This window comes from Halomonas sp. KX33721, from assembly GCF_001596805.1.
Classification (GTDB): domain Bacteria; phylum Pseudomonadota; class Gammaproteobacteria; order Pseudomonadales; family Halomonadaceae; genus Vreelandella; species Vreelandella aquamarina.
The window spans coordinates 1-24,487 of record NZ_LVIA01000030.1 but is presented as its reverse complement, the minus strand read 5'-3'; the positions used below and the strand labels follow the sequence as shown (position 1 = coordinate 24,487).

Genomic DNA, 24,487 nt, shown 5'->3' with positions numbered 1-24,487 from the left:
TGGATAATAAAGAAAAATCAAATTATTAAAAAATGCCCCTGGGGAGCTTCTATGCGTAATAACCAGCCCGTTACCCAACGCGAATATGTGCTTGATGAAGAGACCGTGCTTATTTCACGCACTGATTTAAAAGGTAATGTGACCTATGCCAACGCAGCCTTTGTGGAAGTCAGCGGCTATTCAAGGGATGAACTGCTTGGCGCGCCGCATAATTTAATTCGCCACCCCGATATGCCCGAAGCCGCTTATGCCGATTTTTGGAAAACCATTCAGGCAGGTGGCGCTTGGCAGGGAACGGTTAAAAATCGCCGTAAAAATGGTGATCACTACTGGGTCAATGCCACAGTGGCACCTTTGAGAGATGGCGACCGCATTGTTGGCTACACCTCTTTACGCCGCAAAGCCTCGGATAAACAGATCGCCTTGGCAGACCGAGTGTATGCGGAGATACGCGAAAAGGGTAAATCCCGCCGCTATGCTCTCCACCAAGGGGCGTTAACGCGCCGAGGCCTTGGCGGTATTGTGGCGCGCTTTCAGTTCACAAGCTTAAAAGCCAAGTTAACCGGCATGGTTGTCGTTGCAGTGGTCCTGCTGGGTTTATCGGGCGGGTTAGGGCTGTATGGCTTAAATGCTTCTGGAGAGCGGCTTGAAACTCTCAACCGCGCAGGTCTTGAGGCAGTAGCTGACCTGCAGTTAATCGAGCGTCACATTGGTTTGGGCGTTGAGCAGTTGGAGCCTGCGGTAAGAAACCGACGTCGAGTGGATATGGACGCAGTGTCTGCCAGTCTCACCAGCAGCACGCAGACCGCTCAGCAGCTGTGGGAAGAGTACCGCCAAACCAGTAGTGCACCCGAAGAGAGTGTAGAAGCGTTTAATGCTGCCTTTAGCACTTGGCGTGATGGTGTTGCTAGCGCCATTGAAGCCGTTGGGCAAGCCAATGGGTTTGCGGCATTTGAATCGCTCAATAGCGTAGTGCTGCCCGCGACTACCGAGATTCGCGAGCTAAATAGCCAGTTGGTCGACTACGAGCGTGCTGGCGCGGTCAATTTGATGTCAGATGCTCGCCAGGGTCGCCAGCAGATGTTTATTGCGCAGTTGGTGCTGATGCTGATTGGCCTGTGTGTGCTGGTCGCCCTCAGCGTATTTATCTTGAAATCTGTCTTCCGCAGCTTAGCGGGGGCACGCTATATGACGTTCCAAATTGCGGCGGGTAACTTAGCGGCACGGGAGCGCCGTCAAAGTAATGATGAGCTAGGCGAGCTGCTCTATTCGCTGGATACCATGCGCTTTAGTCTCTCTAGCATCGTTGGTGATGTGGAAAACCGCGTGTCGGTCGTCACCCCCGCCATTCAGCAAATTGCCACCGAAAACGAGGAGCTGGCGACGCGAACCGAACAACAAGCGTCATCGCTGCAACAAACGGCTTCCAGCATGGAAGAGATGACCTCAACCGTTCAGCAAAATAACGATAATGCTCGCCAAGCCACAGAGCTTGCCCAACAAAATGCTACCAGTACGCGAGCTACTCGTCAGCAGATGGAGCAGTTGGTTGAACGTATGCAGCGCATCGCCAAAAGTGCCGAAAAGATGACTGAAATGATAGGGGTTATCGATAGCATTGCCTTCCAAACCAATATTTTGGCACTCAATGCCTCGGTAGAAGCCGCGCGAGCCGGTGAGCACGGGCGCGGGTTCGCGGTGGTTGCCAGCGAGGTGCGGGTGCTGGCAAGCCGCAGTGCCGATGCATCTCAGGAAATTCGCAAGATGATCGACAGCACGACACAGGAAGTGCAAGGGGGGCGTAGTGCGGTGGAGCAAGCAGAAAGTGCCATCGAAAACGTCGTGGAGCAGGTAAGCCGTGTGAGTGAGTTAATGGCCTCCATTAGTACCGCTTCCAGCGAGCAGAGTAGCGGTATTAGGCAGATTAATGCGGCGATTGCGGAAATGGATAGCGTGACTCAGCAAAACGCCTCCAAAGTGCAGTCTATCGCCGCGTCAGCAGACAACCTTGCCCTGGAAGCCTTTGAACTGGCTAACGTGGTTGATGCTTTCCGCTTGGAGGGAGCGCAAGCAGAGAGCATTAGTGCTGCCCGTGAGAAGCTTAGCAGCGTTCAAAAGGCGGCCAAGCAAGCAGCGCCTCGCCTGTCGAGCAGCAAATCTTCCAAGCAGCAGGCCAGTAGGCAGAGCACCAGCACGAGTGCTGATGAGTGGGATGAGTTTTAACCGCTAACCCCCGTTGGTTGTCCTCTACATCTAGTCTCAGCGGTGCGCTCATGCCACAATCTAAGGCCGCTGGATTCAACTGCCTGCTGCCACGTATGCGGCAGGCCATGATAAAGATGTAGAGGACACCATGCCTGAGTATCGCTCCCGTACCACCACCGCTGGCCGCAATATGGCTGGCGCCCGTGCCCTTTGGCGTGCCACCGGTATGAAAGATGACGACTTTCATAAGCCGATTATTGCGGTCGCCAACTCCTTCACCCAGTTTGTACCCGGTCATGTGCATCTAAAAGACATGGGCCAACTGGTGGCGCGTGAGATTGAAAAAGCGGGCGGCGTAGCCAAAGAGTTCAACACCATCGCCGTGGACGATGGCATTGCCATGGGTCATGACGGCATGCTCTATTCGCTGCCGAGCCGCGATATCATTGCTGACAGCGTCGAGTACATGTGTAACGCCCACTGCGCCGATGCACTGGTGTGCATCTCCAACTGCGACAAAATCACCCCAGGAATGCTGATGGCCGCGATGCGCCTCAATATTCCGGTGATCTTTGTATCAGGCGGCCCGATGGAAGCCGGTAAAACCAAGCTGCTCAACCACGGCCTAGACTTGGTAGATGCAATGGTCATGGCTGCCGATGACAGTGTGGATGATGAAACGCTGGCGGAAGTAGAGCGCAGTGCTTGCCCCACCTGCGGCAGCTGTTCAGGTATGTTCACCGCCAACTCCATGAACTGCTTAATGGAGGCATTGGGGCTGGCGCTGCCAGGTAACGGCACCGTGCTGGCAACCCACTCAGACCGTCGTCGGCTGTTTGAAAATGCCGGTCACCGTATTGTCGAACTCGCTAAACGTTTCTACGAAGGCGACGAGGCCCACCTGTTGCCCCGTGCGATTGGCAATAAGTCGGCGTTTAAAAACGCTATGACGCTCGACATTGCCATGGGCGGCTCTACCAATACTATTCTTCACCTATTAGCAGCTGCTCAGGAAGCAGAAGTTGACTTCACCATGGCGGATATCGACCGCCTTTCCCGTGAAGTGCCGCAGCTGTGCAAGGTGGCCCCCAATACCCAGAAGTACCATATCGAAGACGTCCACCGTGCCGGTGGGATCATGGCCATTCTCGGTGAGCTGGACCGGGCAGGCGTGCTGGATACCTCGGTGCCGACTGTCTATGGCGATAGCCTGAAGGCTGCGCTGGAAGAGTGGGATATCATGCGCTCGCCTAGCTCAGAAGTGGTTGAGTTCTTTAAGGCTGGCCCTGGCGGTGTACCGACTCAAACCGCTTTCTCCCAAAGCGCCCGCTGGCCAAGCCTGGATGGCGACCGCGCCACCGGCTGTATACGCGATTTGGAGCACGCGTTCTCCCGCGAGGGCGGCCTGGCCGTGCTTTACGGCAATATCGCGCTGGATGGCTGCGTGGTGAAAACCGCAGGGGTTGATGACTCCATTTTGGTATTTGAAGGCAAAGCCCACGTGGTGGAGTCTCAAGACCAAGCGGTGGCCGACGTGTTAGATGGCAAAGTAAAAGAGGGCGATGTGGTCGTCATCCGCTACGAAGGCCCCAAAGGCGGCCCCGGCATGCAAGAGATGCTGTACCCGACCTCTTATCTGAAATCGAAAGGGTTGGGCAAGGCCTGTGCGCTGCTCACCGATGGTCGCTTCTCCGGTGGTACATCGGGCCTATCGATTGGTCATGTTTCTCCGGAAGCGGCAGCAGGGGGCGCGATTGGTTTGGTCGAGCAGGGCGACACCATCTTGATCGATATCCCCAACCGCTCCATCAACGTGCAACTCAGCGATGCCGAGCTGGCTAAACGCCGTGAAGCCATGGATGCCAAAGGCAAAGATGCCTGGAAGCCGGTCGAGCAGCGCCCGCGTAAGGTTACCCCTGCGCTCAAAGCCTATGCGCTACTCGCCACCTCCGCCGATAAAGGCGCGGTGCGCGACCTCTCTAAGCTAGATTAATCTCTCCATCAAACAGCCCGTCTCGTGCGGGCTGTTTTTTTGCCAACCTGAACCGTCACATCGATTAAGGATTGTAATGAAGGCGATCATCAACGTTGGCCTTGTTGGCTATGGTTTCGCAAGCAAGACGTTTCACGCCCCGCTGATTCAAGCGACCGCAGGGCTGGATTTAGTGGCTGTCTCTTCCAGTGATGCGGCCAAAGTGAAGGCGGACCTGCCTAACGTGGAAATAGAGAGCCAAGCGCTGGCGCTATGTAAGCGCCCAGACCTTGATCTCATTGTGATTCCCACGCCGAACGATACCCACTTCCCCTTAGCCAAAGCGGCGCTCGCTGCGGGCAAACATGTAGTGGTGGATAAGCCCTTTACCGTCACACTCTCAGAAGCAAAGCAGCTAAAAGCCCTGGCGGTGGATAAGGAAAGGCTGATTTCGGTATTTCATAACCGCCGCTGGGATAGCGACTTCCTGACCATTCAGGCGCTCTTAAAGGAAGGCACGCTGGGGCGGATGACCGGCTTTGAGTCGCGCTTTGATCGCTTTCGTCCTGAAGTGCGCGACCGCTGGCGGGAAAAAGCCACTCCAGGGGGCGGTATTTGGTACGACCTAGGCCCGCACCTGCTAGATCAGGCCTGCGAGCTATTCGGCACGCCCAACGCCATTTTGCTAGAGCTCGGCGTGCGGCGCGATGAAGCCAAAGCCGATGACGACTTCCTCGCGCTGCTGGAATACGACGGCTGCCGCGTCAGCCTAAGCGCCGGTACGCTGGTGGCGGAACCCACGCCGCGCTACCGCATCCACGGCACCAAGGGTAGCTACATTAAATACGGCTTAGACCCGCAGGAAGACCGCCTAAAAGCGGGAGAGACCCCGGCACCCGCCTGGGGAGAAGATACCCCTGGAACACTGACACTGCGCGACGGGGAAGGCGAAGGAGCACCGCTGGTACGCCACGAACACCCCACACTGCCGGGCGACTATCTCGCCTATTACCAGGGCGTAGCTGCTGCCATTCGCGATAAAGCACCGCTGCCGGTAGGCATCGATGACGCCCTGCGCTGTATGGCACTACTGGAAGCCGGCCTGGACAGCCACCGCCAACGCCGCTGGATCCCGCTAAAACACCACCTATAGCAACGCAGCAGTGGCACCTTCCAGGCGGCTACTCGCCGCCCCGCGGGTGCCTCTTTCGCTCGTTGCTCTCGCTCATTCGTTACGCCGCGCTACAGAGCTCCAAGTACTTAAGATAGGCACCTTGTAGCGCGTGGTAAGCGATAGCGCACCCGCGAAGCACCCCGTTAGGGGTGCCGAAGATGGCTCTAAGCGTAAATGGGAAATAATGCTGTATTTCTTACAGTAAAGCGGTACGAGGGGCAGGTATCAGAGCAAATCCATCCCGCCACGGCGCTTCTCTTCGCGTAGTTTATCCCGCGCAATATAGAGCGCGGCGATGGCGCGGGCTTCGTGGAAGTCTTCGCGCAAGAGTAGTGCAGGCAGTTCTTCAATAGCATGGGTTTCTACAATCAGCGGTTCGGGCTCGTCACCCGGTAAGCGTTTGGGGTAGAGGTCCGTTGCCATCAACACCTGCATGCGGTGGCGCATGTAGTTGGGCGCTAGCGAAAGCTCCACTAAGGGTTCCATGCGGTGCGCGCCGAAGCCGCACTCTTCCATCAGCTCGCGGTTGGCGGCGGTGACTATGTCTTCGCCGGGGTCGACCAAGCCTTTGGGAAGCGTCAGCACATAATCTTCGAACCCCGCAGCATACTCCCGAATGAGCAGCACATGGTCCGGGTCGGGCATGGCAATAATCATCACCGCACCGCGATCAGCCCCCGTCAAACGCTCAAACTGTCGCTCTTCCCCATTAGAGAAGCGCAAATCCAGTGACTCAATTTGAAATAGACGGCTTTGGGCGACGCGCTGGCGGCCTAAGATTTGCGGCTTGCGCGGATAGCCGGTTAGCGTATCGCCTGTTGTTGTGTCGTCGCGTGACATCATGCCTCCGTGGCTGCAAAAAACGGGTTACGCTACAATAGCACGCTTACTCTTTAAGACTGGAGCGGCAATGATTGATTGGCGCGAGATCGATACCGTCCTACTCGACATGGACGGCACGCTGCTAGACCTTCACTTCGACAGCCACTTTTGGCTTGAGCACCTGCCGCGGCGCTACGTAGAGCTGCACCAGCTAGACCAAGCCAGTCAGGATGCGCTCAAAGCACGCATTATGGGTGAGCAGGGCACACTGAACTGGTACAGCCTTGCCTACTGGAGCCGCGAGCTGAACGTGGATATCGTTGCCCTCAAGCGCGAAGTGCAGCACTTGATTGGGCTACGCAGCGATGCTTTGGACTTCCTGACATGGCTCAAGCAAGCTCACCCCCGAGTGGTACTTGCTACGAATGCCGACCGCGCAAGTCTCGCATTAAAACTCCCGCTCACGGGGTTGGAAAACTACCTAGACGCCATCATCTCATCAGAAGACGTGGGGGCTGCGAAAGAGGAGCAAGCCTTCTGGTTTGCACTTCAAGAACGCGAGCCATTCGACCCCGCACGCACCCTGTTTATTGATGATAATGCCCGGGTGCTAGAGAGCGCTCGCGAGTTTGGCATCAAGCATCTGTTAGGTATTAAGCAGCCTGACAGCCAACGCCCAGAGAAAGAGCTACAGGAATTTATTGCCCTTGACCGATTTGCCCAGCTGCTACCCGCAGAGTTGCCAGGGCAGCGCTCACACATCTGAGTTCACACACATTAGGAGAGCGTGAATGAGTGACAGCGTTCGCTTGGATAAGTGGCTATGGGCAGCGCGGTTTTTTAAAACCCGTGCTCTGGCCAAAAAAGCCATTGAAGGCGGCAAAGTCCATTACGACGGAGCTCGTGTAAAAACCAGTAAGAACGTTGAGCTGGGTGCGCTGATCCGTGTGCCGCAAGGCTGGGATATCTTCGAGGTGGAAGTGACCGCGCTATCCGACCAGCGTCGAGGCGCACCGGAAGCGCGTAAGCTCTATGCGGAAACCGAAGATAGCGCTAAACGTCGTGCCAAAGAGGCCGAAGCGCGCCGCTTAACCAACGAAGCCATGCAGCACCCGCTTAAACGCCCTGATAAAAAACAGCGGCGCGATATCCAGCGCTTCCAGCGCCAGCAAGGGGAGTAAGCAGCCGCTTACCCTGCTGTGCTCTCCTATTACTTCTCCTCCTACTTCTCCTCCCATGGTCTTTTTATGTCTGATCAAATTCAACGCTTTTTGTTTGACCAAACTAACGTGCGTGGCGAGATCGTTACGCTCAGCACGGCTTACCACGAAGTGCTCGACCGCCACGCCTACCCACCCGCAGTTAACCAACTGCTGGGTGAGTTGCTAGCGGCGGTCGCCCTATTGACCGATACCGTTAAGCTGGATGGTACGCTCAGTATCGAAGTGCGCGGCCAGGGAGTGCTCGCCCTGTTAATGGCAGAGTCCAACCCCGGCGGCGAGCTGCGGGCCATTGCACGTATTGCCGAAGACGCCGCACTGCCCAGCGAACACGCTAGCTTCCGCGAGCTGGTAGGGGACGGCCAAATCGTGATTACCCTAGACCCTAAAGAGGGGCATCGCTATCAGGGCATCGTCGGGCTGGATCACGATACTCTGGGCGGCTGTCTGGAAGCCTACTTCGGCCAGTCGGAGCAGCTGCCCACGCGGCTTTGGCTAGCTGCTGACGGCGAACGGGCAGGAGGGCTGCTTCTCCAGCGCTTACCGGATGCGTCGCAAAACCAGGATGTAGACGCCTGGGAGCGCAGCGTTCACCTAGCCGATACTATCAAGCAAGAAGAGCTGCTGGGCTTAGAGCAGCGAGAAGTGCTGTATCGCCTCTATCATGAAGAGACCGTGCGGGTCTTCGACCCCAAAGCACTGCGCTTTGGATGCACCTGCTCGCGGGAGCGCATGAGTTATGCGCTCTACACCCTTGGCAAGGATGAACTTCGGGATATTTTGCGCGAACAGGGCGCGATTGATACCCAATGTCACTTTTGTCATACGAAATATCACTACACCGCAGCGGATATTGAAACTTTGTTGGAGGACCCAGGCGCGCCACCGCCGGTGATTCACTAATTGTGTAGTCGGCGCATAGGGCCAGCTCTGTTCAGGTCTTTTGCTGTTACCCTAGAGCACATCGTGCTTTAAGCCGAAAAGCCAAACAGATGTTTGAAAAATATACTGCGCCGCAACACAAAATGTAGTGCCATTGTAGTAGTTTAACTACAAGATATTTGGTAAAAGCCCCCGTTTCCCGGGGGCTTTCTTTTTGCCATAATGCGCCAAACTTCAGCGCACCTAGCCTGCTGTGACCGCTATAACAGGGGCTAGGATGATTTCTCAAGGCGTCGGCGACGCTCGGAAAATTAGAGACCCAGGAATCGACATGACCACGACTCAAGCCGCTCCCCAAGCCCACGTTAATCTCAGCAGCGCCGAACTGATCGAGCGCGCAGTGGCCCGTGGTGAAGGTCGCCTCGCGGCGAACGGAGCCCTGGTAGTCAACACCGGCGTACGCACCGGGCGTTCACCGAAAGACCGTTTTATCGTCGATGAGCCCTCCACCCGTGACAGCATTGATTGGGGCAGCGTTAACCGCCCCTTCGACGCTGAAAAATTCTCAGCTCTTTGGGCGCGGGTTGAAGATCACCTGAGTAACGGCGAGCACTTCATTTCTGAGCTGCACGTGGGCAGCGACGCCACTCACTACCTGCCGGTACGCGTGACCACTGAAACCGCTTGGCAGAACCTATTTGGTCGCACCATGTTTGTACGTCCTCAGGCCTACAACCAAGCCGCTAAAGAAGAGTGGACCATTCTTAACGCCGCAGGCTTCGAGTGTGACCCGAACCGCGACGGCACCAACTCCGATGGCTGCGTCATCATCAACTTTGCCGAGCGTAAAGTGCTGATCGCTGGCATGCGCTACGCCGGCGAAATGAAGAAAGCCATGTTCTCTGTGCAGAACTTCCTGCTGCCCGCTTCCGACGTGCTGCCGATGCACTGCTCGGCTAACGTGGGCGAAGATGGTGAAACCTGCCTGTTCTTCGGCCTCTCTGGCACCGGCAAAACCACGTTGTCTGCTGACCAAGCGCGCTTCCTGATTGGTGATGACGAACACGCTTGGGGCGACGGCATTGTCTTCAACATGGAAGGCGGCTGCTACGCCAAGTGCATCGACCTTTCTGAGAAGAACGAGCCGGTCATCTGGAATGCGATCAAGTTTGGCACCGTGCTGGAAAACGTCGTACTCGACGACCGTCGCGAGCCGGATTACGCCGACGACAGCCTGACTCAGAACTCTCGTGCTGCCTACCCGCTGGAGCACGTTGAGAAGCGCGTTGCAGAAAACCTGGCAGGCGAGCCTAATGCCATCGTCTTCCTGACCTGCGATATGTCCGGTGTGCTGCCGCCGGTCTCCGTGCTGTCGAAAGAAGCGGCGGCTTACCACTTCCTGTCAGGCTACACGGCGAAAGTCGGCTCCACCGAAATGGGTTCTTCCGAAGGCTTGGCGGCGACGTTCTCTACGTGTTTCGGCGCTCCATTCTTCCCGCGTCCGGCCCGTGAGTACGCCGACCTTCTGATCAAGCGCGTTGAGAAGAAAGACGCCCAGGTTTACTTGGTCAACACTGGCTGGACCGGCGGTGCTTACGGTGAAGGCGGTTCACGCTTCTCCATTCCGACCACTCGCGCCATCATCAGCGCGATTCAGTCTGGCATTCTGCGCGATGTAGAAACCAAGCACATTGAAGGCCTAAACCTGGAGGTGCCGGTAGCCGTGCCGGGCGTAGACTCCAGCCTGCTCGACCCTCGCGAGACCTGGGCAGACCGCGACGCTTATGACCGCCACCTGCAAGAGCTGGCCACTAAATTCGTTGAGAACTTCAAGAAGTTTGAAGGCGTTAACGAAGCCATTATCCAGGCAGGCCCACAGCTCACCTAAGGTTTAAAAGGTATCTAAAAAGGTACTTACAAGCGTCGCTGGGAAGAGCTAGCTAGAAAGGGGCAGTGCCACGGCACTGCCCCTTTTTTATTCGCAAAACCGCGTAAACCCTCGCCTGATTGAGGGTGGGTATATAAGTAACAACAGCGCTGCACTCTGCCTTGTTCCTGCGTGAATCGTTTAATTACCATTGATTAGAAATTATAGATGCACCATAAATGAGCAATAAAGCATAGACTTTAGTCTCTATGCAGGCGTTTTTTTGCCATACCAAACCTGCATAGGGTATGCAGGAATTCGTTCCCACAGTTAAATGTGGCTATGCGCTGGCCAGCATAACGATAGTTTTACACGGAACGGTACACTTCCATGCCTTATGTTCACGACACGCTTACGCGACTTGCTAAGAGTAGCCCTGCCCAAACTGAGTTCTATCAAGCGACGGAAGAAGTGCTTGAGTGCCTGCGACCGCTGTTTGAGCGCACACCACACTATCACCAGCACAGTATTATTGAACGGATCGTTGAGCCTGAACGGCAAATTATGTTTCGTGTCAGCTGGCTGGATGACGCTGGCCGCGTCCAGGTGAATAAAGGGTATCGTGTGCAGTTCAACTCCGCACTGGGGCCTTATAAAGGAGGACTGCGCTTTCACCCTAGCGTGACAGCAGGCACCATCAAGTTCCTAGGTTTTGAGCAGATATTCAAAAATGCCCTTACCGGCTTACCTATTGGTGGTGGTAAAGGTGGCTCTGATTTTGATCCAAAAGGTAAGTCGGACAACGAAATCATGCGCTTTTGCCAATCCTTTATGACGGAGCTGTACCGTCATATAGGTCCAAATAGCGACGTTCCTGCCGGGGACATCGGGGTTGGTGCACGCGAAATTGGCTACCTATTTGGCCAGTACAAGCGGTTAACCGGTCGTTATGAAGGGGTCCTGACCGGAAAAGGTTTGTCTTGGGGTGGTTCTTTGGGCCGTAAAGAGGCGACGGGTTATGGCGCGGTGTATTTTGCCCAAAACATGCTGGCAGCTCGTGGTGAAACGCTAGAAGGCAAAACCTGCCTTGTGTCTGGCGCAGGTAATGTCGCGATTTATACCATTGAGAAACTCTATGAACTGGGCGCGCGGCCCATTACCTGCAGTGATTCTCGCGGTACGATCCATGACCCTAGCGGGATTGATCTTGAGCTTTTAAAGCGCTTAAAAGAGGTCGAACGGGTATCGCTAGAGGCGTACTTACGTGAGCGCCCGGAAGCACTATATGTGCCTGCGCATGATTATCCGAGCGATGGTCATGCCGTCTGGCGTATTCAGGGAGATGTCGCCTTTCCCTGTGCCACCCAGAACGAGCTAACGGAATGCGACGCCAAGGTGCTGATTGAAAATGGCGTTCGCTGCATAAGCGAAGGGGCTAATATGCCCTCCACCAAAGCGGCAGTAGAGCACTTTCTTGCCGCTAAATTAGCCTATGGTCCAGGTAAAGCGGCTAATGCAGGTGGCGTGGCCACCAGTCAGTTAGAAATGGCGCAAAATAGCAGTATGGAGCAATGGCCGTTAGCAAAAGTGGATAAAAAGCTACAGCGCATTATGGCGGATATTTATCGGCAGTGTGCTGAGACAGCAAAGGAATTTGGGGAACCAGAGAACTTAGTGCTAGGCGCTAATATTGCCGGTTTCCGCAAAGTGGCGGATGCCATGATTGAGCAGGGTGTCACCTAAGGCTTTAAATCAACGAGTTTGCGTGTAGCAGCAATACGCAGTCCTTTCCCACCCCGGGGAAGGGCTTTTTTGCATTGGTTGGCATGTTCTTAAGGAGAGTGACCATGGGGCAGCGGCCTCCCATTATCATTAATCGGCTGGATGCTGAGCGTCTGCAGCGACTGATTGACCACGCGTCTGAAAAAGATCAAGTGGTGGCAGAACTGCTGGAAGAAGAGTTGTCGCGTGGTGAGGTATTAGACCCACAGGACATACCTGACAATGTGGTAAGCATGAATAGCCAAATCCGCTTCACGGACCTGACGCGTGGCTGTCAGATGGTCAGGACGCTGGTCTACCCTCACGCTTTAGCAAGTGTGGCTGACGGAATTTCTGTCATGGCACCCATTGGAGCGGCGTTAATCGGTTTAAAAGTAGGGGATGAGATTGAGTGGCCGTTGCCTAATAACGCTAATGTAAGACTGCGCATAGACGCTATTTTTTGGCAGCCGGAACGAGAAAAGCAGTTTCACCGCTAGTGTGGTAGGTGAGCTTGGCAGAGGTAGAGGGAAGGTGAAGATAGGGGTAGCGGGCAATCCATGCCAGTCTAGGTGGTTTGTGGTACCTTGTCGGCACCTCGAATGCTGCATGAGTTAGTTGCACGTTATGGATGTCAAACAACGCATTACTGCACGCTTGGCCGAAGAGCTAAGCGTCCGGCCTGAACAAGTCGCCGCAACGGTAGAGCTTCTGGATGGTGGCGCTACCGTTCCTTTTATTGCCCGTTACCGTAAAGAAGTCACTGGCGCGCTGGATGATACGCAGCTTCGCCAGTTGGACGAACGCCTGCGCTACCTGCGCGAGCTTGAAGAGCGTCGTGAAGCGGTACTGGCCGCCATCGATGAGCAGGGCAAGTTAGACCCCACACTCAAAGCGACCATTCAAGCCGCCGATACCAAGCAGCGTTTGGAAGATTTATACCTCCCCTTCAAGAAAAAAGCGCCGCACCAAAGCCCAAATTGCCCGTGAAGCCGGGTTAGAGCCCCTGGCGGATGCGCTGTTAGCGAATCCAACGCTTGACCCCGAAAGCGAAGCCGCCCAATACCTGCGCGAAGCCGAAGGGGATATCCCCGCCATTGAAGATGCCAAGGCGGCGCTGGATGGTGCCAAGCAGATTCTGATGGAGCGCTTTGCAGAAGACCCCGAGCTGATTGGTCAACTGCGGGAGCGGCTATGGCAAGAGGGCGAGCTCAGTGCGCGCGTGCTGGATGGCAAACAGCAGGAGGGCGCGAAGTTCTCCGACTACTTCGAGCACGACGAAAAGCTGTCGAAAGTGCCCTCGCACCGGGCGCTGGCCATGTTCCGTGGCCGCAACGAAGGCATCTTAAGCCTAGCGATCCGTTTGCCGGGTGAAGACGACGCACCCACTCATCCCGCCCAAGTGGCGATTGCCAAGCACGTAGGCATTAGTGATGAGGGACGCGCGGCGGATAAATGGTTAAGCGAAGTAGTTCGCTGGACCTGGCGCGTGAAGCTTTACACCGCGTTGGAAACCGAACTACTGGGCCGCCTGCGTGAACACGCCGAGCAGACCGCTATCGACGTATTTGCCGCCAACCTGAAAGACCTACTACTGGCAGCGCCTGCCGGGCAGAAAGTCACGTTGGCATTAGACCCCGGCCTGCGCACCGGCTGTAAAGTAGCGGTGATCGACGCCACCGGTCAGTTTATTGACCAAGCAACGATCTACCCCCATGCGCCGCAAAACCGCTGGGATGAATCCCTTAACGTGCTGGCCAAGCTAGTAAAACAGCACGGTGTGGAGCTGATCGCGGTAGGTAACGGCACCGCCAGCCGCGAAACCGACAAGCTCGCGGGCGAGCTGGTAAAAGCGCTAGCCCCAGCCCATCGGCTGAGCAAGGTAATGGTATCCGAGGCGGGCGCATCGGTGTATTCGGCATCCGAGTACGCCGCGCGCGAACTCCCGGATCTCGACGTGACGATTCGCGGCGCTGTCTCGATTGCCCGCCGCTTGCAAGACCCCTTGGCCGAGCTGGTGAAGATCGAGCCCAAATCCATTGGTGTGGGCCAGTATCAGCACGATGTTTCCCAAGTGCAGCTCTCTCGCAGCTTGGAAGCCGTGATTGAGGACTGTGTTAACGCCGTGGGCGTGGATCTCAATACCGCGTCCAGCGCGCTGCTTTCCCGTGTGGCAGGCCTAAGCGCCGCTATTGCCGAAAATATCGTCGCTCAGCGCAATCTGCAGGGGGCATTCAAGAGCCGTAAAGAGCTGCTTGAAGTGAGCCGCCTTGGCCCGAAAACCTTCGAGCAGTGCGCAGGCTTTTTGCGTATTAGCAATGCTGAGAACCCGCTGGATGCCAGTGCCGTTCACCCCGAGGCGTATACGCTAGTGGAGCGCATCGCCAAGCAGAATAGCCGTGATGTGAAAGGTTTGATTGGCGACAGCACGACCCTGAAAGCACTCAAGCCCGCCGACTTCGCCGACGAGCGTTTTGGTGTGCCCACCGTGAGCGACATCCTCAAAGAGCTGGATAAGCCCGGCCGCGACCCGCGCCCAGAGTTCAAAGCCGCTGAATTCCGAGAGGGCGTCGAAACCCTCAAAGACCTAAAGCTCGGCATGGTGCTGGAAGGCACCGTCACCAACGTGACCCACTTCGGGGCGTTTGTGGATATCGGCGTTCACCAAGACGGCCTCGTGCATATCTCGGCGCTTTCCGACCGCTTTATTGATGATCCGCGTAGCGTTGTTAAGGCGGGCGATATCGTCACGGTGAAAGTGATGAGCGTGGATATTCCGCGTAAACGGGTAGGGCTATCCATGCGTTTGGGTGACGAGCCGGAACAGCCCGAAGCACCAGGCAGTACTGCCTCGGCAGCGCCGCGCAAACCCACTCGCAGCAGCCGCCAAGGCGGGCAGCGCCAGGGCAATCAGCAGAGCGAACCCCCTGCTGCGATGGGTGCGCTTGGGGCTGCGCTGATGAAAGCCAAGCGGGGCAAATAGTCGCGCGTCTTGAATATTTAACCATTGTCGCCATATCCTGCTCTCTATTCTCGATTAGAAAGCAGGGTAATGGTTATGGCGATGCCAGCTGACTTCAACAAAGCCTGCTTAATGCAGGTCTTACTAACAAGGAGTGTTCACCTTGTCTGAACCTCTCACTGTGCCATCTTCGCTCACCGCCCAGGTAGAGCGGCTGCTGCCAAGCGCGCGACTTGGGCGCTTAGGGCGCTTGCGTCGCGGGCTAGAGAAAGAGGGTCTGCGTGTTGATGCCAACGGCCATATTGCCCAAACGGCTCATCCGCAGGCGCTGGGGTCAAAACTGACTCATCCGCACATCACCACCGATTACTCAGAGGCGCTACTGGAGTACATCACTCCGGTGTACTCCGAGCCTAAAGAGGCGCTGGCGTTTTTATCTGATCTGCACACCTTTACCTATCACCACTTGGAAAACGAGTGGATCTGGCCGGGCAGCATGCCCTCGCGGCTTTCAGGTAACGATAGTGTGCCCATTGCGGATTACGGCAGCTCTAACGTCGGTACCATGAAGCATGTCTACCGTAAGGGTTTAGACGTACGCTATGGCCGTATTATGCAGGCCATCGCGGGCGTGCATTACAACGTGTCGCTGCCGGACGATATGTGGCACGCGCTGCGGGAAATGGAAAAAGCCACCAACATCCCGTTTAACGATTACCGCTCGACCCGCTACTTCGGGATGATTCGCCACTTCCGCCGCCATAGTTGGTTGCTGCTCTACTTGTTTGGCGCGTCTCCTGCGATAGACAAAAGCTTCCTGCCGAATGGCCAAGTGCCGGATAAGCTGCAGCCGCTCAGCGACGATACCTATTACGCGCCTTATGCCACTACACTGCGTATGTCGGATCTTGGCTATCAGAACAAAGTGCAGTCGCAGCTTAAAATTTGCTTCAATTCGCTGTCGAACTACGTCAACACGCTGCGCCATGCCATTTCCACCCCCTGGCCGGACTACGAAGCGCTGGGCGTGAGAAACGGCGACGAGTGGCAGCAGCTTAACGCCAATATCCTGCAGATCGAAAACGAGTACTACAGCGATATTCGGCCCAAGCGCGTAGCCAAGCACAACGAAACGCCAAGCCAGGCGTTGGAGGCCCGGGGCGTCGAATACATCGAAGTGCGCTGCCTGGATCTCAATCCGTTCGATCCGTTGGGCGTCACGGAATCCCAGATGCGCTTTGTCGACACCTTCCTGATGTGGTGCCTACTCAGCGACAGCCCCTGGATTTCCGATGAGGAGTGTGACCGCCTAGACGATAATCGTCGGCTGGTCGTAGAGCGCGGCCGCGACCCGGAACTGCGCCTAACTCGCAATGGGGAATCGGTCACGCTGCCTGCTTGGGGCGAGCAAATTTTTGCTGAAATGGCTGAGGTGGCACGCTTGCTGGATGCTGTCGAGGAGGGGGAGCCCCATGCAGCAGCGCTTGAAGCCCTTGCACCACGCTTGAAAGATCCTTCGTTGACCCCCTCGGCGCAAATGCTGGCGCGCTTGCAAGAGGGCAATGGATCACTAAGCGACACGCTACTGAGCATGGCGCAGGCCCAAGCCGATAAGCTAAAAGCCACGCCGATGCTGCGTTCCCGCGAAGCGCTACTCGCTCAACTGATCGACACCTCTCACCAGCAGCAGCGGGATATTGAGGAGGCCGACCAAGAGAGCTTTAGCGAGTTCCTAGAGAGTTATTTCACCAAAGCGCGAGAGTCTCGGGCGCTTTCTGCACTGCCACCCGAGGATGCGCAATGACATCATCAGCCATTCGTCCGACGGCACTCGCCGGTGTCGCGTTTTGCGTTCTGATGATGGCCGTAGCGCTGAGCCTTGAGCATATTGTGGGCTTAGAGCCCTGCCCGCTATGTATTTTTCAGCGAGTAGCGGTTATCGCCGCCGGGCTAGTGCTAGCTGTGGCAGCCATTCACAACCCTAAAGGGGGCGTGGGTAGAGGCATTTATGGCCTGTTAGGGTTAGCTGCCGTGGGCACCGGTGCCTTTATCGCCGGGCGTCATGTATGGCTGCAGGGCTTACCAGCAGATGAGGTGCCTAGCTGTGGCCCAGGGCTGGATTACATGATGGATATCCTGCCTATGCAGGAAGTCGTCGCCATGGTGCTTACCGGCTCTGGGGAGTGCGCTGAGATCGACTTCATGCTGTTGGGGCTGTCACTGCCTGCCTGGACGCTGATCGGTTTTTTGGTGCTGGCCCTGGCGCCGCTGCGTATGCTGTGGCTAGCCATCAAGCGCTAGCCTAGTCGTTAGGCAGCCGATCTATCGACGGCTGTCTAACGCAAGCGTTGACTATCGAAGACGTACTCTCCAGTATCAAGGAAATCATTCCCGCCAGGATTGACAGAGGCAGAAGGAAAAGCGAGTCTAGCCCTGTTCAAGGCGGCTATCTGCAAGGAGAAAGCCCCATGCTCGAAGATTGCAAAAATGCCCTGGAGCGCTGGGGAGGCGTACACAGCTTAATTGATCGCTGGCTTGATCAGCGTCGCGCGCTACTCGTGAGCTTTATTGAACTAAAAGAAGCCTGCGATGCGGAGCTGGAAGCCGTGAGCAAAGCGCGCATTGATACCTTCAGCGAACTGCTGATGGACTATATCAGTGCTGGGCACTTTGAGATTTACCCGCAGCTTGCGGAAGAAGCGAAAGCTTTTAATGACGAAAGCGCGCTTCACATTGCCGCACAACTGCTAGAGCGCCTGGAAATGTCTACTGCCATGGTGCTGGAGTTTGATGAAGACTTCGTATCCCCGGTGCGCTGCCAACAAAACCTAGCGCGGTTACCCGCTTGGATTGACCGTCTCGCCAAAGGGCTCACCGAACGCTTCGCCCTGGAGGAACAGCTCATCGCACGCCTCCATGCAGCCCACAGCCCCCAGCAGATCAAATCTCCCGCTTAATGCCGCGCCCCTGTAGCGCGGCGTAACGAAAGAGCGAGAGCAACGAGCGAAAGAGGCACCCGCGGAGGCGGCGCCAGCCGCCCCGGTAACGCCACCGAACCCAGCACGCTTCCGTACGATAAAACGCCACCACCACCCCCGGCGCCCCCATCGGCAACGCTCTGCGCGTTGCTTCGCGGGTGCGCTCCGCTTACGCCGCGCTACGGGTGCGGCGCCAACGATGCAAATGGGGTTGCCCGTAGCGGGGTGGGGCGCGTTTTCAACCGAGATCTTTCTCCCGCCGTAAGCGGCCGCCAATCACCAGCATGCAGGGGGTGAGCAGCAGGGTGAGGAAGGTGGCGAACGTCAACCCACCGGCAATCGCGCTGGACATTTGTGTCCACCACTGGGCAGACGGGGCGTTGAAACCTAATGCCGGGGCAAACAAATTGACGTTGACGCCCAACACCATCGGCATCAACCCCAGTACGGTCGTAATCGCGGTGAGTAGCACCGGGCGCAGGCGTAAACAGCCTGCTTCCAAGGCCGCTTGAGCGGGGGGCATGCCCTCGGCGCGCAGCTCGTTATAGGTATCGATCAAGACGATATTGTTGTTCACCACGATCCCTGCCAGCGCGATCACCCCCATGCCTACCATCACAATGCCGAACGCTTGGCCGGTGATGAGTAGTCCCATCAATACCCCTGCCGTTGAGAACACAATCGCCGACAGTACCAGCGCGGCTTGGTAGTAGCTATTGAACTGCGTCACCAGAATCAGTGCCATCAAGCCAATCGCAACCAAGAAAGCGCTGACCAGAAACTGCATCGACTCCTGCTGATCCTCTTGCTCACCGGCGACGTTAACCATCAAACCGTCGGGCAGTTGGCCTTGGCCAGCGTCCAATAGAGCGCGCAGCCGCTCATCGGCCAAGAATTCTGGAGCTAAGTCGGCTTCCACCGTAATAGCACGGCGGCCATCGATGCGGTTAAGCGTGCCCACTTTTGGTGCAGGAGTAATCTCCACAAAGTGCGAAATAGGCACCTGCCCGCGAGGGGTATTAATCGTCAAACGCTCAAGCTGGTTCAATGTGCGCCAGTTCTCCGGCAGTCGCACCCGAATATCCACTTCATCGTTCACCGTGGGCGGACGATAAGAGGCGATCTGAAGCCCGGTGGTGAGCAGTTGAACGGCACTGCCGATGGTGGTGATATCGGTTCCCATACGGGCAGCGGCTTCGCGATCCACATGCACCTGCCACTCGACGCCCGGCAGGCTGCGGTTATCCTGAATATCGGTAAAGCCGCCAAGGTTGCGCATCATCGCCGTGATTTGATCAACCCCTGCATCGGCAATGTCCGGGTCGGTAGCACTCACCTCCAGCACAATCGGCTTGCCGCCGCCGGGGCCCATCTCCTGCTCTTGAAACTCCAGGGTAATGCCTGGGATATCCTGGGTGCGCTCAGCCATATCCGCCAGAATGGTGCGAGCAGGACGGCGCTGATACCAGTCGATAAACTGGAACTGAAGCATGCCAATTACATCACTACCCATTTGCTGGTCGGGCACAGCGTAAGAGCGGGCGTAGAGCGCCTCCACTTCCCCCATACCACCCAAGCGCTGCTCCACGCGCTGCAATATCGCGTCAGTTTCTTCCGCCGAAAAATCGCCACGGGCGCGTACTAGTACCTGGGCGCTGTCCGGCTCGACACTGGGAAAAAAGTCTACGCCATGGTTAAAGCGTGCATAGCCGGTGTACAGCAGTGCAATGAGCAGTACGGCAAATAGCAGTACCCAGGCTGGGTGCTGCAGGAGACGGCTCAGTATCCGACGGTAACCGCGGCCTAGCGCCGTGCTTTCGTCTATCGGCCCGTAGCCGCTAGCGTGCGAAGTGCGGGTGAACAACCGGCCCAGCGTAGGCAAGAACACCAGCGCCATGGCCAGCGAGGCCAGCAAGCATAGAATCACCGTGGCGGGCAGGTACTTCATAAATTGGCCCACCACGCCCGGCCAAAACAGCAGCGGGATGAACACGGCGAGTGTCGTTGCCGTAGAGGCGATGACCGGCCAGCTCATGCGTGAGGCGGCATCGAGCCACGCTTGATGCGGCGCTTGGCCGTCGTGCAGATGCCGGTCGGCCAACTCGCTGACGACGATAGCCCCATCCACGAGCATGCCCGCGACCAAAATCAGTGCAAACAGCACGACAATATTGAGCGTAAATCCAAACGCCCACACCAGCAGAATGCCGGTGAGGAACGCTCCTGGAATGGTCAGCCCTACCAGCAGTGCCATCCGCCAGCCCATCACGGCCACCACTACGATGAGTACCAGCACAACGGCGGTTAACACGTTATTCAGCAGCTCCGAGAGCATGTTCTGCACGGTAACCGACTCATCCAGAATAGTGGTTATCCGTAGCTGTTCGGGCAGCAGGTCTTCCGCGAGTGCCAACTGCTCTCGCACTGCTTCAATGGTCGCGATGATGTTGGCCCCAGCGCGTTTGGAGATTTCCAGCACCACGGCGGGCTGGCCATCAATACGGGCAAATCCTTCGGCCTCTTTGTAGGTGGGGTGAATCCAGGCCACATCGCCAAAGGTGACCACTTGATCTCCTTCTACTTTCACCGGCATGTTCATCACGTCGTTTAACGACTCAATAATGCCGGGAACCTTTAACGCTAAACGCCCCGCGCCCGTATCCAGACTGCCTGCGGCGACCAAGCGGTTATTGCGTGATATCTGATTGAACAGGGTGTCGAAATCAACGCCGTAGCTCTCCAGCACCAGCGGGTCGACGACGATCTCCAACAGGTCCTCCCGTTCGCCAGCAATCTCTACCTCGAGCACATCGGCGATGCCTTCGATTTCCTCTTTCAAGCGCCGGGCAATCGTCATCCGCTCCCGGGTATCCAGATCGCCGGAGAGGCCGATACTCAGAACGGGAAACTCGGAGACGTTAACTTCCATCACCCGTGGCTCTTCCGCTTCATCGGGCAGGCTGCTGCGGGCAATATCGACGCGCTCGCGCACATCGGCCAGCGCGGTGTCTGGGTCAAAACCAGGGTCGAACTCAAGCGTCACCGAACCGTGCCCTTCACTGGACTGAGCGGTGAATTTACGCAGCCCCTCGATGCCACGCAGCTCCTGCTCCATGGGGCGGACCAGTAGACGCTCGCCATCTTCGGGGCTGACGCCCTCCAGCGCGAGAGATACGTAGATAATCGGGATCGTCACGTCGGGGTTGGCTTCTTTGGGAATCGCCTGCCATGCGGCCGTGCCCGCCAGTAGCAGCCCTACCAGTAGCAGCAGTGTGGTACGGGTATGGGTGAGGGCGGCATTAATTAACTGGCGCATGTCCACCTTCCTGGGCAGGCACGGGGGTTACTGCTTCGCCGGGGCGGACCAAGCCAGCCCCTAACGTAATGAGGGTGACCGGGTCGGGCAGGCCGCTGACATAGGCGCGCTGGGTATCGGCGCTAACTAGCTCGACGGCGGTTTGCACGACACGATCCTCGTCATCCAAGTGCTTGATGGCTAACTGGCCGCGCTCGTCAAGGCTGAATAACGCAGGCGAAAGGGTGTGCACTTGGCGGGGTGGCAATGTGATCGTGAACTCTGCACTGCCTCCCGCTAAGCGCAGGCGCTCGGGGTTGTCGAGTGCTACTTCGATATAGAACGTACGGGTCGCTTCTTCTGCACGGCTGCTGATATAGCTCACTTCGCCAGCGAGCGATCCACCGTTAAGTAGACGGGCCGTCACGGGTAACCCCACGCTTAAAGCACCTATCTGCTGCTGTGACACCCAGGCGGTACCGGTTAGGCGGCGATCATCAATCAAGCGTGCCCACTCTTCGCCTGGCTGGAGTAGGTCGCCAAGCTCTACCTGTATTCGGTCGAGGGTGCCGTCAAATGGGGCAGTGGGCCGGGTGTCTTGCAGCTGTTTCTCTAGCTGCGCCACCTGCGCCGCGCTGGCGCTGAGCGCGCTTTGCAGGCGCAGCAGCTCCGGCTGGGAAATTAGCTCACGACGGCGCAGGCTCTGGGCACCGGCGTACTCGGCTTCGGCCAGCGCTAGTTCATCTCTGGCCTGCCGCAAGCGTTCGGGCAGGGCATCGTTATCCAGCACTAGTAGCGTTTCGCCCTGGCGCACGCTCTCTCCTTGCTTGACCGGCTTCTCTGCGACGTAACCCGCGACGTTGGCACGCAGCACTGTCTCACGCTCAGCGGTGAGCTGGCCCTGTAGCACCTGCTGGGGAATATACGGCGTGCTCTGCTGAGTGCTTACCTCGACGCGGGGGAGGGCCTCGGCTTGCTCTGCTGTGCTTTCAGGAGGTGAAGATTGAAACTGCTGAAAATCGCCAACGGCCAGCCATACCACTAACGCCAGCACCAGCAGGCTAGCCAGCGCGTAAGAGGGGGGAATTCGTCGCATGGAAAGTCACTGTTCCAAGGGAATGACAAAATAGATAGCGCGGTAAGGATGGTACCGCAGCCCGTCACACCATAGCGTAACTGGCCGTTTTCAGCGAGTATCAAGCCCGCGTGCAAATGGGTAGTCGTCTCATGTCTGATTGAGTTTTTGAGCGTCTGGGCATACCATCATGGCGCTATTCTTTACCAGGCGAACCTCCATTAGGCGAACCATCAAGGAGCAATGATGAAAGATCCAGTACGTATTGCGATTACCGGCGGTGCCGGCCAGATCAGCTACTCTCTTATTTTCCGTATTGCCGCTGGCGACATGCTAGGGCCGGATCAGCCTGTCATTCTCCAGCTTCTCGAAATTCCTCAAGCGATGGACGCGCTGAACGGCGTCGTGATGGAAGTTAACGACTGTGCGTTCCCGCTGGTGCAAGACATCGTTGCCACCGACGACCCGAACGTTGCCTTTAAAGATGCTGACTTCGCCCTGCTGGTAGGTGCACGTCCGCGTGGCCCGGGTATGGAGCGTAAAGATCTGCTGGAAGCCAACGCCGCGATCTTCTCTGTACAAGGCAAAGCGCTGAACGACCACGCCAGCCGTGACGTCAAAGTGCTGGTTGTGGGTAACCCGGCCAACACCAACGCGCTGATTGCTTCTTGCAACGCGCCGGACCTGGATGCAGGTCAGTTCACTGCCATGACGCGTCTGGACCACAACCGCGCGCTGACCCAGCTGGCTCAGAAAACTGGCAAGCACGTCACTGACGTCGAAAACATGATCATCTGGGGCAACCACAGTGCCACCCAGTATCCGGATCTGGCCCAGTGCAAAGTCGACGGCAAAGCCGCTTTCGATCTGGTCGAGCGTGACTGGTACGAAAACGACTTCATCCCGACTGTACAGCAGCGCGGTGCCGCGATCATCAAAGCGCGCGGTGCTTCCTCTGCCGCTTCTGCTGCGTCATCTGCCATCGACCACATGCGCGATTGGGCGCTGGGTTGCGACGGCATCGTCAGCATGGCGATTCCCTCCGACGGCAGCTACGGCATTGCCGAAGGCATCATCTACTCCTACCCGGTGCGCTGCCAGGGTGGCAAATATGAAATCGTCCAAGGCTTCGAACTGGACGCGTTCAGCAAAGAGAAGATGCAAGCCACCGAAAAAGAACTGCGTGAAGAGCGCGCTGCCGTTGAGCACCTGCTCGGCTAAACGCGCCTGTTAAGCGCTTTTTATAAGCGCTTAGTCACGCAAAACCCCGCAAGATTTCTTGCGGGTTTTTTTTGTCGGTATTGGCTGCGCAGGTACGACCCTCCAATAGGGTGAGCGCCACGAGTCAATGTGCGCCTCGAATTTTTGATGAAAAGAGTGTCGAATAGAGCAGCGGTAGATAAAGACGTAAGAACGCTGGGGCACTCATCGGCACCGTTAGAGGAGAAGGGTATGCAGGCGATTGAGTTTGAGGCAGACATTCAAGACGGTATGGTTAAAATCCCGGACGAATATGGAGACTTAAAAAACAGGCATGCCCGGATTGTGGTGCTGTATGAAAACAGCACATCAGAGCCGAGCGAGCCTGGGCCGTCATCCGGTCTCGATTTCTCCTCTGTCAAAGCGCCCACTCTGACAACCCAGGAAGGGGTCGAATATCAACGGAGCATGCGGGATGAGTGGTAACTATTTGCTCGATACAAACGTTTTTATCAACGCGATCGAGCGACAGCTATGCCTGCCGCCTGCCTATTACGCTTACTCCGTGATCACTGAGCTTGAACTGTTGGGATTCCCAGGTTGACCCCTTCAAGAAGAACAGGCTATTTCAGCTTTATTAGCCAAGCTGACACGCGTCGAGCTCAACCACTCGGTAAAAATAGAGACGATCAACACACGTCGTCATACTCAGCAAAAACCCGCGTGAACCCTCGCCCACTCGGGCGGGGAGGTAAGCGGGGGCCGCACAAGCGGCCCTATTCTGGTGTCTTCTGTCCCTGCACATAAGCCTTGAGCGTCTCGATAGTGGCTCCGCCTGCGCTACAAGCGAAATACGATCTCGACCACAGCACGGCGCTCTTGCTGAGGCGCGGAATATGGGCATTCAAGAACCGCACCCGTCGGGACGACGTGGATTTCAAATTGTTGACCAGCACACTGATCGACAGCCTCGGCGGATATTCCACGAGCAGGTGAACATGGTCTTCTTCACCATCGAACTCAAGGATGCGGCAGTCGAGTTTTTCGCAAGCTGATTCAAATGCCTCTCGGAGC

General features: G+C 56.7%; 18 protein-coding genes and 1 pseudogene. 15 read left to right on the top strand and 4 right to left on the bottom strand.

All coding sequences use genetic code 11. The features are described from left to right. Positions 1-51 precede the first annotated feature (51 nt). The 3 genes from A3220_RS11760 (at position 52) to A3220_RS11750 (ending at position 5,330) form a co-directional block, all read left to right on the top strand. Positions 52-2,223, top strand: a complete 2,172-nt coding sequence (locus A3220_RS11760; RefSeq protein ID WP_062375000.1) for a PAS domain-containing methyl-accepting chemotaxis protein — start codon at positions 52-54, stop codon at positions 2,221-2,223. 130 nt (positions 2,224-2,353) lie between these two features. Continuing rightward, entirely contained in the window at positions 2,354-4,198 is a 1,845-nt protein-coding gene (gene ilvD / locus A3220_RS11755; protein WP_062374998.1) for a dihydroxy-acid dehydratase, read from the top strand. A gap of 76 nt (positions 4,199-4,274) precedes the next feature. Continuing rightward, positions 4,275-5,330, top strand: a complete 1,056-nt coding sequence (locus tag A3220_RS11750) for an oxidoreductase (RefSeq protein WP_054641304.1) — start codon at positions 4,275-4,277, stop codon at positions 5,328-5,330. Positions 5,331-5,576: 246 nt separating this feature from the next. On the opposite strand, the gene nudE is transcribed toward A3220_RS11750, so the two are convergent. Then, on the bottom strand, positions 5,577-6,191 hold the full coding sequence (gene nudE / locus A3220_RS11745; protein ID WP_044630372.1) for an ADP compounds hydrolase NudE: 615 nt from the start codon (positions 6,189-6,191) through the stop codon (positions 5,577-5,579). Positions 6,192-6,261: 70 nt separating this feature from the next. On the opposite strand from nudE, the gene yrfG reads away from it, so the two are divergent. From yrfG to rsd, 10 genes and pseudogenes are all read left to right on the top strand, one after another. Then, on the top strand, positions 6,262-6,939 hold the full coding sequence (gene yrfG, locus A3220_RS11740) for a GMP/IMP nucleotidase (RefSeq protein ID WP_044630371.1): 678 nt from the start codon (positions 6,262-6,264) through the stop codon (positions 6,937-6,939). Positions 6,940-6,964: 25 nt separating this feature from the next. Further along, positions 6,965-7,354, top strand: a complete 390-nt coding sequence (hslR, locus tag A3220_RS11735; RefSeq protein ID WP_044630370.1) for a ribosome-associated heat shock protein Hsp15 — start codon at positions 6,965-6,967, stop codon at positions 7,352-7,354. Between the two features lie 66 nt (positions 7,355-7,420). After that, complete coding sequence (hslO, locus tag A3220_RS11730) at positions 7,421-8,296, top strand: Hsp33 family molecular chaperone HslO (protein ID WP_062374996.1); 876 nt, start codon at positions 7,421-7,423, stop codon at positions 8,294-8,296. Between the two features lie 310 nt (positions 8,297-8,606). After that, entirely contained in the window at positions 8,607-10,163 is a 1,557-nt protein-coding gene (locus tag A3220_RS11725) for a phosphoenolpyruvate carboxykinase (RefSeq protein ID WP_054645145.1), read from the top strand. 369 nt (positions 10,164-10,532) lie between these two features. After that, positions 10,533-11,885, top strand: coding sequence for an NADP-specific glutamate dehydrogenase (gdhA, locus tag A3220_RS11720; RefSeq protein WP_062361754.1), 1,353 nt, complete (start codon positions 10,533-10,535; stop codon positions 11,883-11,885). Between the two features lie 104 nt (positions 11,886-11,989). Next, entirely contained in the window at positions 11,990-12,403 is a 414-nt protein-coding gene (rnk, locus tag A3220_RS11715) for a nucleoside diphosphate kinase regulator (RefSeq protein ID WP_054641305.1), read from the top strand. 127 nt (positions 12,404-12,530) lie between these two features. Beyond that, a pseudogene (locus tag A3220_RS11710) lies at positions 12,531-14,886 on the top strand (Tex family protein). Positions 14,887-15,028: 142 nt separating this feature from the next. Continuing rightward, positions 15,029-16,669: a glutamate--cysteine ligase gene (gene gshA / locus A3220_RS11705; RefSeq protein ID WP_044630365.1), complete on the top strand. Its 1,641-nt coding sequence runs from the start codon at positions 15,029-15,031 to the stop codon at positions 16,667-16,669. Further along, positions 16,666-17,166, top strand: coding sequence for a disulfide bond formation protein B (locus A3220_RS11700; protein WP_044630364.1), 501 nt, complete (start codon positions 16,666-16,668; stop codon positions 17,164-17,166). The genes gshA and A3220_RS11700 overlap by 4 nt, the downstream gene beginning before the upstream one ends. 167 nt (positions 17,167-17,333) lie before the next feature. Next, positions 17,334-17,822: a sigma D regulator gene (rsd, locus tag A3220_RS11695; RefSeq protein WP_044630363.1), complete on the top strand. Its 489-nt coding sequence runs from the start codon at positions 17,334-17,336 to the stop codon at positions 17,820-17,822. 259 nt (positions 17,823-18,081) lie between these two features. Here rsd and A3220_RS11690 read toward each other — a convergent pair whose 3' ends face one another. Together A3220_RS11690 and A3220_RS11685 are read right to left on the bottom strand one after the other, a co-directional pair. Further along, positions 18,082-21,159 (bottom strand): efflux RND transporter permease subunit, encoded by a 3,078-nt coding sequence (locus A3220_RS11690; RefSeq protein WP_062374995.1) that lies wholly within the window; start codon positions 21,157-21,159, stop codon positions 18,082-18,084. Continuing rightward, entirely contained in the window at positions 21,143-22,234 is a 1,092-nt protein-coding gene (locus A3220_RS11685) for an efflux RND transporter periplasmic adaptor subunit (protein ID WP_044630361.1), read from the bottom strand. The genes A3220_RS11690 and A3220_RS11685 overlap by 17 nt, the downstream gene beginning before the upstream one ends. Before the next feature lie 225 nt (positions 22,235-22,459). Between A3220_RS11685 and A3220_RS11680 the strand changes: the two genes are divergently transcribed. After that, positions 22,460-23,434 (top strand): malate dehydrogenase, encoded by a 975-nt coding sequence (locus A3220_RS11680; protein WP_016913321.1) that lies wholly within the window; start codon positions 22,460-22,462, stop codon positions 23,432-23,434. 231 nt (positions 23,435-23,665) lie between these two features. Next, positions 23,666-23,899, top strand: coding sequence for a hypothetical protein (locus A3220_RS11675; protein WP_044630754.1), 234 nt, complete (start codon positions 23,666-23,668; stop codon positions 23,897-23,899). Positions 23,900-24,189: 290 nt separating this feature from the next. Here A3220_RS11675 and tnpA read toward each other — a convergent pair. Beyond that, a partial coding sequence (gene tnpA, locus A3220_RS11670) for an IS200/IS605 family transposase (RefSeq protein ID WP_062374993.1) occupies positions 24,190-24,487 on the bottom strand: 298 nt, incomplete at its 5' end.